A 13,255-nucleotide genomic window follows, 5' to 3' on the forward strand; every position below is an offset into this window, starting at 1 on the left:
TGGATGTTCATAGTATAACCCCTTACATATTTAAAGTCAATAAGAAAAAGAACAAATGTTTGAAAAAATATAAAAAGATGCTGTAATTCTGTATTTACAGCATCTTAAGGATGATAAGTTGTTCGAAATATTAATAGTTTTTTCTTGTTTTATTGCTTGGAAAGAATAGATATGGTAGGTATTGTATGAGTTTTAGATGACTATGCTGTTATATCTGCAAAAGACGCATCAATAAACTCAGCTAGTTTTTCTCCATTAATTATTATCTGGGCTCCCCTCTTTCCTGCCGAGATATATATATGATCATATAGTATTGCAGTTTCATCGATGAAGGTCGGAAAATGTTTTTTCATTCCTATTGGAGAGCACCCACCTCTAACATAGCCTGTTAGCGGAAGTAGCTCTTTTACATGAATCATCTCTATCTTCTTTGCACCTGCTACAGACGCTGCTTTTTTAAGATTTAACTCAGATGCAACTGGAATTACAAATACGAAATATTCTCCAGTATTTGAATGAGTTACCAATGTTTTAAAAATTTCTTCTTCAGATATTCCTAGTGCTGCAGCAACATGCTCTCCAGAGAGATCAGATTCATCATAATCATACTCACTTATATCATGGTCAATACCAGCGCTATCTAGCTGTCTCATCGCATTAGTTTTTTCAATTTTTTCTTTTTTAGCCATAATCTAAACCTCTAAACTATCTTCAGAATCTTCATAAGAGTCAATAAATTTAAGTAATAAATCGCGTTTTATATAACAAAATAGCATAATAATAATGCTAACAATAATCAAGAAAGCAATACCAAGGTAATTTCTATGTGCTAAAAACATTCCGAATAACAAGCTTTCAAGAATTCCCGGAGACCTGCCGAGTATCGAAATAAATATAAATGGTTTGATTTTTATATTTGAAATACCAGCAATATAGCTGGTGAAGTCTTTCGGAATACCAGGTATTAAGTATATGAGAAATATTATCACATAAGCGCGTCTACTATTAAGTTTTCTCACATATGATTTAACTTTTTCTTCGCCGAATATAACATGAAGAGCGTCATTTCCAAGGACTTTTGCAAGGTAGTAAGTGATTACTGTCCCAATGAAAGCTCCCGCTAGTGATATTAAGAAACCACCTAGTACCCCATATAAGTAACTTGATGCGAACTGTATCGGTTGACCTGGTATGATACATATGACGATTTGAATAATTTGCAGTAATATTAGAGGAATAAATGCAAAACCTTTAAAGTCATCAAGTCTATTTGATATATTTGACAAATAATCCTTATTGAACAATGTATCTTTATATAAGAGATATAACACGAGTGGAACAACAATTAATATAGCAAAAAGCAAAAATAGCTTACCAAAGGCGATTAACCGTTTAGAAATAGTGATATTACGTGTATTTGCACGTACATCTTGTTTTAAATCAGTTATTGTTGCTTTCGCTGTACATTCAATATTATTTTCTGTTTTCTCCTTGTGCTTTGTTGACATCTATTAGGCCTCTATTTACTAGCTCCTGCAAGCTTTTTATGATACCGAATCGAGCATGTTCATAAGTAAGACCGCCCTGATAGTAAGCAATATAAGGCTCTCTGAGCGGGGCATCAGCACTTAATTCAATGGAAGAACCTTGTACAAAGGCGCCAGCTGCCATAATCACTTGGTCATCATAACCCGGCATATCCCAGGGAATGGGGGTAACGTATGCATCGATTGGTGCAGCAGACTGAATCGCCTGAATAAATGCTATCGCTAAGTCAGGATTCCTGAATTTAATTGCCTCGACTATGTCACTTCTCTCTGAAGAAACCGGTGGGCACACCTCATATCCGAGCATATCGTAAACAGCACCGCATAACATAGCTCCCTTTAGCGCTGCATTTACAACCTTGGGTGCAAGGAAAATTCCTTGAAGAACGGAACGATTTTGTCCAAAAGTTAATCCGCATTCTGAACCAATGCCTGGACACGTGAGGCGATATGAGATTCTCTCTATTAGATCTTCTCTTCCGCAGATATATCCACCAGAAAGCGCTAGTCCACCACCTGGATTCTTGATAAGAGAACCAGCAATTACATCCACACCAAAATCAGTCGGCTCCTCTGCACTTACGAATTCACCATAGCAATTATCTACCATAACTATGATGTCCGGGCGAATTTTGTGTATAAGATCAGTGACTTTACGGATGCTGTCCAAGGTTATCGCTGGTCTCCAGTCGTACCCTGTTGAACGCTGCATTGCAACTACCCGCGTATTCTCGTGGAGCGAATTTTTTATTGCCTCTAGGTCAACATCCAAGTTATCATTTAACTCAACTTCGCTGTACTCTATACCATAATCCGTCAAAGTTCCCATATAATCATGGTCATTAATGCCGATGACCGTCTGTAAGGTATCATATGGTCTACCTGTCACGTAAATCAATTCTTCGCCTGGTTTTAGTATGCCAAAAAGCGTCGTAGAGAGCGCATGTGTGCCATTGACAATATTTGGCCTTACAAGAGCTGCCTCCGTATTGAAGATACTAGCATATACCTTTTCAACGGCTTCACGACCTGCATCGTCATATCCATATCCAGTGTTCCATGCGAAGTGTGAATCGCTAATTTTATTATCCTGAAATGCACCTAGAACTTTGAGCTGGTTAATAGCACATATATCCTCTAGTTCAGCAAACTGGTTTTTTAGCTGTTCCTCTGCCCTATCTACGATGTCTAGAACAGCAGGCTTAATATCAAAATTCTTTATGAGATGCTCATTATAGCTAGTCATTAATCGTTGTCCTTTCTCTCTATCTCCCACTCCATATCTTTCACCAAATCTCGCTTTACGTTCATCTTATGTGAAGCATAAAGCTGAGTCGTCGTTACTTGCTCGTGATCAAGTAGAGCTTGTACATCATAGATGGAGTTTCCACGCCCTATGAGACTAGTGGCCGCTGTTGCGCGTAGCTTGTGCGGGCTATAACCGTTGTGTTTTGTAGTGTTAAGCGCGATTGCAGTATATTTTTTTACTAGCTCCCTTATCGACCTTGATGTCATACGTCTTCCTTGCAAAGATAGAAATAACGCATCCTCGTCGGCTTCCGTTTCTTCAGCAATCGAAGAACGTTCGTTGTTGATATAATCCTGAACAGTCATTTGTACTGACTGATTAATCGGCATGCTTGATTCTTTACCTCTTTTGCGATAAATGATAAATTCGCCACGAGAGAAGTTAAATGAAGAAATGTTGAGCTGCTGAAGCTCTGAAAGCCTAAGACCATATGTTAAGAAAAGAATTAGAATTGCTTTATCACGAAGCTTCGTCTTCTCCCAGTACTTGCGCTCATGTGGAGTCATGTTTGAACCAGTGCTTACCGCGTCAAGCATAATCATTACTTCGTCATCTTGAAGTGCCTTTATCTCACGCTCACCAGGTTTAGGAACCTTTATTGGATCAAATCCATCAGTTATGTTGTTCTCAATAAATCCATCACGATAAAGCTGTTTAAACATGACGGATACAGAAGACTTTTTGCGTGCGAGAGTTTTGTTATTATTCTCATAAATAATTATCTTATCGCCATCATCTACAGTGTACTTGCGGCAGAAATCAATAAATAGATTGACATCCATAGATGTTAGTTCACGAATTTCGTCAAGTTTTATATTTTTTGGAACATCAGCATCTGTGAGCGAAGTATTACTAATGAGATAATCGAAGAAAAAACGCACATCCTGCAGGTATGCAAGTCTAGACATGGGAAGAACATTTCCTTTTAGGTACACAAAATATGAACGCAAAAAACTAGGTAGTTCGCGTTCAATTGCCTCACACTTCATGTATATTTCGTTTTCTTTTTCAATCACATTATCTGGTTTATCAGATTTATTGTGAATTTTGAGCCGCTTTACATCGTTGCCAGCGGCTCCGATAGTTCTTTTTATAGCCATAGTCCCAATTATTTGCTAGCTTCTAGAATTTCATCGACTACATTGCCAACCATCTGTCCCTTTTGTATCTCAATCCAGTGAGCATTTTCGTAGCGCTTAAACCATGTCAATTGACGTTTTGCATAGTGTCGTGTATTCGTTTTAATATTATTCACAGCTTCTTCAAGTGTAGCTTTACCGTCAAGGTACAATAAGAGTTCTTTGTATCCGATACCTTTCATCGCTGGTGTTTCGCTATTATATCCCATAGAAAGAAGGTGCTTTACCTCTTTGAGTAGTCCCTCCTCCATTAGCTTATCAACACGTCTATTTATACGAGTGTAAAGCCATTCACGTTCCATATTAACAATATTAATCTTGAAATCATATTTAGTATTAGGTTCGAGTTTATCCATTGATTCCAATTTTGAGCCTAGTTCATAAGCTTCTATTGCTCGGATAATCTTCCTAATGTTATTAGGGTGAATTCTTGCGGCTGCATCAGGGTCGACTGCAGATAGAAGCTCAAATAGATATTCATTACCTCTTACCTCTGCAAGATGTTCTAATTCATCTCTACGCTTTAGGTTTATTGGCTTAGCTGCAAATGACATCTTGTATATAAGTGAGTTAAGATATAGTCCAGTTCCACCTACAACTATTGGCGTATTGCCACGTGCTAATATCTCATCTATCTTCTCAAAAGCGAGCTTCTGATACTGTGCTACTGTTATATCATCAGCCGGATCAACGAAACCATATAGATGATGAGGAATGGCTTTCATATCCTTTTGAGAAGGTTTAGCACTTCCTATATCCATATACTTATAAAGCTGAACAGAATCACAGTTTACAATTTCTCCCTTAACTCTCTTGGCGAGATATAGTGCTACAATGCTTTTTCCAGCAGCAGTCGGCCCGCCAATTATATAAACTTTTTTATTACCTATGGTCATAACGATTTCCCTTCTATATATTGTTAACGCTTAAATGCGCGCGAAATTTCTGATAATGTAAACCTAATGAATGTAGGCCTCCCGTGAGGACAACTAAATGGATTTACACAGTTTGACAATTGCTCGATAAGTTCCTCAATCTCCATCGTACTAAGCTTATTATTGCCTTTTACAGCGGCTTTGCACGAGCGCATGATAAGTTTATCGATAACGGTCGTATTCCCTCTATCAGATCTTGATTCTGGGTCCTCAATGTATGTGTGGATAAATAGCTCTGCCTCACCTCTATCCATGTAGGTCGGAATACCTCTAACGATGAATGTATTATTTCCAAAATCGTCGATATCGAAACCTAGTCTAGCGAGATCATCCATCCAGAATCTTTCGGCAGCATATACATCGCTCGAAGTCTCAATGGAAAAAGGCATTAGCATTGGTTGAGATACGTGTTCCGAGTTATTATACACAGTGATAAAACGCTCGTACATGATACGCTCGTGTGCAGCGTGTTGATCAATTAGATATGCTATATCAGTTGATTGCATGATAATGTATGTATCAAATAAGTATCCCTTATATACTAGTGAATCAAAATCAAATGTCTGGACATTAGGTGCTTTAATTGCAATCTGCTTTTTAATTATAGCATTATCTTTAGCATTATCGTTGATTTTAACATCATTATTATTTGCATTTGATGTGTTATTATTATGATTAGCTTCTTCAAAACCACCCTTTACAGAATCTGTATCAGTGCAATTTTGTGTAGATTCAGCTAATCCATCAGGTGTATATGTATCAGTGATATCTGAAACCCTCGTTTTAGATGCAAGAAATGACTTTATATCAACCTGCGTACTCTTTTTTTCATCGGATTTTAGCGAATTGTCTTGATAGGTCTCTGAAGAGAGTCTTTCAGCGTTTGAAGTGGTAATATTCAATGCTGAAGAGGCGTTTGTATCAGAAGTGCCTTCGGATCTAAGACCCATTGCTGAAGGAATTGTATTCTCTGAGTTAATTACACGCTTGATAGCGTTTTCTATGTCTTTGACAATATCTTCTTCGTGTAGAAATTTTATTTCCTTCTTATTAGGATGAATATTTACATCTATAGTTTCCGGGTTAACTTCAAGAAACAGGATGCAAATCGGGTGACCGGAGAATATTCTGTCTCCGTATCCTTTTACAATGCCATTTTCAATAGTAGAGCTACTTACATATCTACCATTTACGAAGAATATCTGCCCTCTTTTGTTGCTCTTTGTGCTTCCTGGATCTGAGATAAATCCGTGAACATAGTCACCGTGAATTTCTATTAGTTGGCGGTAAGATGGATATATTGACTGAATTGTAGTGAGGATATCACCAGTGCCAGGTGTTGCAATAACAGTCTGTTTGTTGTTAATGAGTCTGAAAGCAATGTGGGAATAGTATATGGCAATCTTTTGAATCATATCGATGATCACTGTTGCTTCTGCAGCATCGCTCTTCATAAATTTTCGTCTTGCAGGAGTGTTGTAAAATACATCCTCAACCACCATGGTAGTACCAGTATTCATACCAGTCTTTTCTATGCTTACAGTTGTTCCTCCTTGCATCTTGAGCTTAGTGCCCAGTTCAGAATCCGCAGTCTTGGAATAGACTGTAATTCTAGAGATTGCAGTTATACTAGCTAGTGCTTCACCTCTGAACCCAAGAGTATTTATATGATCTAGGTCGCTGAGTTTTGATATTTTACCTGTTGCGTGTCTTTCAAATGCCAGTTCAATCTCATCGCTAACTATTCCAGACCCATTATCTGTTACCCTTATGCATGACTTACCACCATTTTTGATTTCAATTACTATCTGCGAGGAGCCAGCGTCAATAGAGTTCTCAATCAACTCTTTGACAATAGAAAGTGGGCGTTCAATGACTTCACCTGCAGCTATTTTATCTGCTATAAACTCATCGAGAATTCTAATCATAGTAACTCCTTCTATTTTACTTTATCCTGGATTTCTTTCAGTTTTAACATTGCTTCCATCGGTGTGATGTTATTAAGGTTTATATCCTTAATTTCATCGATAATTTCTTCATATTCGTTCTCGTCATCTGCTACAATACTCTGTCCAAAGAATGATATCTGATCACTAGATAGTGGTGATGAACTAGAACCAGACTCAAGTTCTCTGAGCTTTGAAGCAGCCTTTTTACGGATTTCAGAAGGAACCCCGGCGATTTTTGCAACATGAATACCGTAGCTTTTACTAGCAGGTTGCTCAGATATCTTGTGGAGAAATACAATATCACTTCCCTGCTCACTTACGGCAACAGATAGATTTTTAACGTTTGCGTATTTACTTTCGAGAACCGTTAGCTCGTGGTAGTGAGTAGCGAACATGGTCCTAATACAATTTCCTGGTTTTGACAAAAACTCAATAGTAGCCCATGCAATTGAAAGGCCATCGAAGGTACTAGTACCCCTACCGATTTCATCGAGTATGATTAGGCTACGCTCAGTCGCATTTCTAAGGATATTTGCTAGTTCACTCATCTCAATGTAGAAAGTCGATTGACCGTGAGATAAATTGTCGGAAGCACCTATTCTGGTGAACACTCTATCAACCGCTCCAATATGAGCATGTTCACAAGGAACAAACGACCCAATCTGTGCCATCAGCACTATAATGGCTGTTTGGCGCATGTAAGTGGATTTACCAGACATATTAGGACCTGTGATTATCAGCATGCTGCGTGATACTGTATCAAGTAGCGTACTATTTGATACGAATAATCCTTCCCCAATCATCTGCTCCACTGCTGGGTGACGACCTTCTTTAATGTCTATTACACTAGAATCATCTACAATGGGCTTTACGTATCCATATCTTGAAGCGACATCGGCAAGAGAAGTCAGGACGTCGAGAAGAGCTACTGAGGCAGATGCTCTTTGAAGCCTAGCAAAATAAGGCTCAATAGAAGCTCGAACTTCTTTAAAAATCTCATATTCTATATTATTAATTTTAGCCTCAGCTGATAAGACAAGACTCTCCTTCTCCTTCAGCTCTGGTGTTATGTATCTCTCGTTGTTGACGAGTGTTTGCTTTCTTATGTAGTCATCTGGAACGAGAGGAAGATTAGATTTACTAATATCGATATAGTATCCAAATACCTTGTTGAATCCAACCTTTAAATTCTTAATACCTGTACGCTCTTTTTCTCTAGTCTCAAGACCTGTAATCCATTCTTTTGCATCTTTGATCGATAATTTTAGACTATCAAGTTCTTCGGAGTAACCTGGTTTAATGAGATCTCCATCCGTGATTGTAAATGGTGGTTCTTCAACAATAGAATTCTCGATAAGAGCCTCTAGCTCCGAAAAATCGTCAAGAGATGAATAGATTTCGTTTAAAAGAGGCGTATCTATATTGCATAACTCATCTTTTATTGAGGGTAGCTCTCTAATAGTAGTCTTTAGTGCTATGAGGTCTTTGCCATTAGCTCTCATACTCGCTATCCTAGCTGTGAGACGCTCAAAATCATATACGTGTTTTAGTGATGACACTATATTCGCTCTATTAACTGGCAAATCAACCAGTGTTTCAACCGCCTCCAGCCTCTTATTGATTGCATCGCTATCCTTTAGAGGTTCTTTAATAAACCTTCTGATAAGTCTTCCACCCATTGCTGTATGTGTCTTATCTAAAACGTCAAGCAAAGAGCCCTTCTGACTCTGATTATATTGCGTCTCTAGCAGTTCTAGATTGCGCATAGTAGACCTATCTAGAATCATATTTAGGCCGGATTCCTTTAGAATTAAATGCTTAATCTGTGGAGATGCATGCTTTTCGGTTTCCATTAGATACAGAAGAAGCGATCCTGAGGCAATTGTAACTTCCCTCTTATCCTGTATATCGAGAGGAATAAGAGAAGTTACCTCAAATTGGGACAAGAGTATATCTTCGCAAGACGAATATTTAAAATATGATTCATCTATTGTATTTATATATGTGCCAGGTGATGTCTTAGAGTATGTTTCTATAAAATCTGAAGAGGTTTCATCAAAGTAAATGATTTCTTTAGGAGATATTCTTACAAGCTCAGAAATCAACAGCTCGTTGTCATGATTATCACGGACTTCAAGTGCTGTAAATTCACCGGTAGTGATATCAGTGTATGCTATCCCGCTAGTCTTTTTAGTAATATATACAGAGGCTAAATATAAATTGTCTTTCGCATTTGTGGACTCATCTATATCAATTGTTCCAGGAGTAATAATTCTTATTACTTCTCTCTTCACAATGCCTTTAGCCTCTTTTGGATCTTCAATCTGTTCACAAATAGCAACTTTATATCCTTTTGCTACTAGTTTAGCAATATATGAATTCGCTGCATGAAAAGGAACACCACACATAGGTGCTCTTTCTTCTAAACCACAATTTCTGCCGGTTAACGTAAGTTCCAATTCACGAGATGTTATCAGAGCGTCGTCAAAAAAAAGCTCATAAAAATCACCTAGCCTATACATTAACAAGCAGTCCTTGTATTGCTCTTTTATGTCGAAGTATTGCTTCATCATCGGTGAAAGGCCCATAATCCCCCCCTTTTTGTATGTTATTAATAATCGAGCTCGCCGTGAGCTATACTCACAACTTCTTGTGGCGAGATTTCCTTAGATGATTCTGTTTTCCTAAGGTATAGTAGATATTCAATATTACCCTTAGTTCCTTTAACAGGAGAATAATCTAACCCATGTGGGTATAGTCCGTTATCAGATGCGTAGCCGATGACATTCTCTATCACCTCCACGTGGACTTTACTATCACGAACTATGCCTTTTTTTCCCACCTGCTCTCTACCTGCTTCAAATTGCGGCTTAATGAGACACATAACCGCTCCTGTATCCTTGAGAATTTTTGATGCAACAGGAAACATATGCCTTAATGAAATAAATGAAACATCGATGGATATGAAATCAATCGGCTCTTCAATAAGGGTTGTATCGAGATAACGAATGTTAGTTTTCTCCATGTTGATCACCCTAGGGTCTACACGTAGCTTGTAGTCGAGCTGGCCATAACCAACATCTAGAGCGTAAACTTTTAGTGCTCCGTTCATGAGCATGCAGTCGGTAAAACCGCCAGTAGAAGCTCCCATATCAACAGCATAGCAACCATTTAGTTTGATATTAAATGATTGTATAGCCTTTTCCAGCTTTAGACCGCCACGACTAACATATTTAAGAAGCTTGTCTTTAACTTTAAATTCACTATCTACATCGAATTTTTGACCAGATTTAGTCTCGACAATTCCGTCAACTGTTACAAGACCGGCCATTATTGTACGCTTTGCGTTATCCCGTGATGAGGCAAGTCCATTATTCACGAGTATGACATCAAGCCTTTCTTTCAAAGTACTCAGTTGCTCCTTTCACTATATCATTTGCTGTCATTCTGCATTCAATACGAAGCTGCTCTATAGAGCCTTGTTCTATAAATTTATCAGGAACACCAAAGGTGATTAACCCATAATCATTCCCTGTTTCTGTCGCTCTAGTAGCGAATATCTCTCCAAAACCTCCGCGAACAATATTATCCTCTATAGTAATCACAAGATTAGTATCTATTTTAGTCAGGTCTTCTTCAAACGGACTTACTACACATACGTTTGTTACACCAACGTCATAACCCTTCGACATGAGTTCTTGTGCAGCTTCAAGTGCAGTGTCGAGCATATTTCCAACTGCAAAGATAGTAATATCAGCGCCATCAGAAAGCTTTATATTATTACCTGTAAATGCCTTTAATTTGAGATGATCAAATTTGGAAGAACCACGAGGGTATCTTATAGCTACAGGAGATTTCATGTTCTTTACAGCATATTCGAGCATCTCTTCAAGCTGCGCTCCATCCGCAGGTGCAAACACTGTCATATTGGGAATACTTGAAAGATAGCTAAGATCAAATACACCGTGATGTGTTTCACCATCTGCACCTACTAGTCCAGCTCTATCAACTCCAAATATGACATGCTGATTTTGTATACATACATCTTCAATGATTTGGTCATATGCCCTCTGAAGGAATGAAGAGTAGATTGGCGCAACTGGAATCATGCCAGCTTTTGCAAGTCCTGCAGCAAATAGTACAGCATGTTGTTCAGCAATTCCTACATCAAAGAAACGATTTGGAAGTTCATCGCAAAATGGACCTAGCCCTGTAGCGGTTCCCATGGCTGCTGTAATAGCAACTATTCGGTCATCTTCTTTTGCTAATTCTAGTAACTTGTTACCAAATACTTCTGAGAATGAAACCTCACTAGATGAATTATTTGACGATAATAAATTACCGTCATCAATACTAAATGGACCGACACCATGGAATTTTCTAGGAAATTTTTCGGACCATGAATAGCCTTTGCCTTTTGTCGTAATAACGTGAACGATAGTCGGTCCTTCGACCGCATTTGCTGCATTAAATGCCTCTATGAGCTTAGGAATATCATATCCATCAATTGGACCGATATACTTAATGCCAAGTTCTTCAAAAAGGATTCCCCGTTGATCTAGCACTGAAAGCTTAATTCGTGATTTTGTTCGACTTATTCCATTTGAAATAGGCTTTCCTATCAGCGGAACTCTATTCAGTGATGAGCGTACGGATTTTTTTGCATTTATATAATTAGATGAGCTACGAAGACGCTGCAAATGCTTTGACATAGCCCCTACGTTATGAGCGATAGACATGCCATTATCATTCAGTATTATGCGTATCTTTAGTCTATTAGAACCGATGTTATTTAAAGCTTCATAAACCAACCCGCCGGTCATGGCCCCATCCCCTATTAGCGCAACAACTTCGCTTTCTTCTCCTTTTAAATTGCGAGCCACTGCGTAGCCTGCAGCTGCACCAAGTGATGTGCTACTGTGACCAGTATCATATGCATCATGAACACTTTCATATGCTTTAGGGAAACCGCTTAGCCCCTTAAATTTACGTAGTTTATCGAATTGATCAGCTCTGCCCGTGAGTATCTTATGTACATAAGTCTGATGACCGACATCATAGATTATCTTGTCAACAGGGCTGTTGTAAACCTTATGCATAGCAACAGTTAACTCAACTACACCGAGATTTGATGCAAGATGACCACCAGTTTTAGAAACTTTCTGAATCAAAAATTCCCTGATGTCACTGCACAGTTCCTCGAGTTCATTTTCGTCGGCTGATTTTATAATAGATATCAGATCTTCATGTTCAAGATCATATTTCATTATGCTCTCCTCTGTTCTAGCCTTAGTGCTAGATCTCTAAAGAATTTTTTATCTGATGTTTCAAATTGTTCAATCGATTCAATCGCAGTTATTGTAAGGGTGTGTAGCTCTTCTTTTGCTTGCTCTATACCGTTTACTATTGCAAAATTAGCTTTTTCCTGCTGGGAATCTTTGCCAGGTGTCTTGCCGAGTTCTTCTATTGAACCGGTCATATCCAGTATATCGTCAGATATCTGAAATGCTTTTCCGATACATCTAGCATATACATTAAATGCATCGATTATAGATTCATCCGCTCCAGCTATACTTAAACCAGCAATAATTGGTGCGCAGATAAGAGCTCCTGTCTTGTTTTCTTCAATAAAATCCACATACTCTTGCAAATTAACTTTTGAGCTATTCTCGACATCTACCACCTGACCGGCTATCATCCCATTAACTCCGGCAGCTTTTGCGATTATAAGACCTGCTCGGCAGTGTCTCCTAAGCTTCTCGAGATTATCAAATTGATATGTAAAATCCCTGAACATAAGTTCCATAGCAGTATTCAGTAGTGCATCTCCTCCGAGAATTGCAATGTCTTCTCCAAATACTTTATGGTTAGTTGGATTTCCACGACGTAAATCATCGTTGTCCATCGCTGGTAAATCATCATGAATTAGCGAATAAGTATGGATATATTCAATTGCACATGCGAATGGTAGCGCTTCATATATATTGCCGCCAGCAAAATCACATGCAGCTAACAGTAGTACAGGGCGAAGCCTCTTACCGCCGCTTGTCAAGCTGTATTTCATTGATTCAAAGAGCATTTGCGCTTTAGTATCAATCCTAGGAATGTAATCGAGCAAATGCTCTTCGATAAGAGCTTTATATTCGTTATAATCGTACATATCCGCACCTATTCTTCATCAGAATTGAAAACTTCAATTTTCTGTTCTGCTTCATCGAGTATTTTATTACAAAGCTCTGCATCCTTCATGCCTTGATCAAATAGCTTCATAGACTCATCAATTGAAGTTGTATGCTTGGTAATGTTATTAGCGGCATCCACTAGATCCTGATAAGCCTCCATAAATGTTTTATCTATATTCTTTGTCATATCACAC

11 protein-coding genes are annotated in these 13,255 nt (G+C 38.3%); all 11 read right to left on the bottom strand.

Going from position 1 to position 13,255, the window contains the following annotated elements; all coding sequences use genetic code 11:
- Positions 1-200: 200 nt before the first annotated feature.
- Genes ybaK through xseB form a run of 11 tightly spaced genes read right to left on the bottom strand, consistent with a single transcriptional unit; the run spans position 201 to position 13,248 of the window.
- The gene (gene ybaK / locus C5Q96_RS02585; protein ID WP_106056881.1) at positions 201-689 is read right to left on the bottom strand and encodes a Cys-tRNA(Pro) deacylase; all 489 of its coding nucleotides are present in this window, start codon (positions 687-689) and stop codon (positions 201-203) included.
- 3 nt (positions 690-692) lie between these two features.
- Entirely contained in the window at positions 693-1,508 is an 816-nt protein-coding gene (locus tag C5Q96_RS02590) for a TVP38/TMEM64 family protein (protein ID WP_106056882.1), read from the bottom strand.
- Positions 1,474-2,793 carry a methionine gamma-lyase family protein gene (locus C5Q96_RS02595; protein WP_106056883.1) on the bottom strand — a complete coding sequence of 440 codons (1,320 nt, stop codon included), beginning with the start codon at positions 2,791-2,793 and terminating at the stop codon, positions 1,474-1,476. Before C5Q96_RS02595 ends, C5Q96_RS02590 begins: the two co-directional genes overlap by 35 nt.
- Positions 2,793-3,956 carry a tyrosine-type recombinase/integrase gene (locus C5Q96_RS02600; protein ID WP_106056884.1) on the bottom strand — a complete coding sequence of 388 codons (1,164 nt, stop codon included), beginning with the start codon at positions 3,954-3,956 and terminating at the stop codon, positions 2,793-2,795. The genes C5Q96_RS02595 and C5Q96_RS02600 overlap by 1 nt, the downstream gene beginning before the upstream one ends.
- Positions 3,957-3,964: 8 nt before the next feature.
- Positions 3,965-4,891, bottom strand: a complete 927-nt coding sequence (gene miaA / locus C5Q96_RS02605; protein WP_106056885.1) for a tRNA (adenosine(37)-N6)-dimethylallyltransferase MiaA — start codon at positions 4,889-4,891, stop codon at positions 3,965-3,967.
- Between the two features lie 23 nt (positions 4,892-4,914).
- Positions 4,915-6,858: a DNA mismatch repair endonuclease MutL gene (gene mutL, locus C5Q96_RS02610; protein WP_106056886.1), complete on the bottom strand. Its 1,944-nt coding sequence runs from the start codon at positions 6,856-6,858 to the stop codon at positions 4,915-4,917.
- 11 nt (positions 6,859-6,869) lie between these two features.
- Positions 6,870-9,467: a DNA mismatch repair protein MutS gene (gene mutS / locus C5Q96_RS02615; protein WP_106056887.1), complete on the bottom strand. Its 2,598-nt coding sequence runs from the start codon at positions 9,465-9,467 to the stop codon at positions 6,870-6,872.
- 23 nt (positions 9,468-9,490) lie between these two features.
- The gene (locus C5Q96_RS02620) at positions 9,491-10,285 is read right to left on the bottom strand and encodes a TlyA family RNA methyltransferase (protein ID WP_106056888.1); all 795 of its coding nucleotides are present in this window, start codon (positions 10,283-10,285) and stop codon (positions 9,491-9,493) included.
- Positions 10,269-12,146, bottom strand: coding sequence for a 1-deoxy-D-xylulose-5-phosphate synthase (gene dxs / locus C5Q96_RS02625; protein ID WP_106056889.1), 1,878 nt, complete (start codon positions 12,144-12,146; stop codon positions 10,269-10,271). Before dxs ends, C5Q96_RS02620 begins: the two co-directional genes overlap by 17 nt.
- Positions 12,146-13,039: a polyprenyl synthetase family protein gene (locus C5Q96_RS02630; protein ID WP_106056890.1), complete on the bottom strand. Its 894-nt coding sequence runs from the start codon at positions 13,037-13,039 to the stop codon at positions 12,146-12,148. Before C5Q96_RS02630 ends, dxs begins: the two co-directional genes overlap by 1 nt.
- Before the next feature lie 8 nt (positions 13,040-13,047).
- Complete coding sequence (gene xseB / locus C5Q96_RS02635) at positions 13,048-13,248, bottom strand: exodeoxyribonuclease VII small subunit (protein ID WP_158696664.1); 201 nt, start codon at positions 13,246-13,248, stop codon at positions 13,048-13,050.
- Positions 13,249-13,255: the final 7 nt, after the last annotated feature.

The organism is Mogibacterium diversum (genome assembly GCF_002998925.1).
Lineage (GTDB): Bacteria > Bacillota > Clostridia > Peptostreptococcales > Anaerovoracaceae > Mogibacterium > Mogibacterium diversum.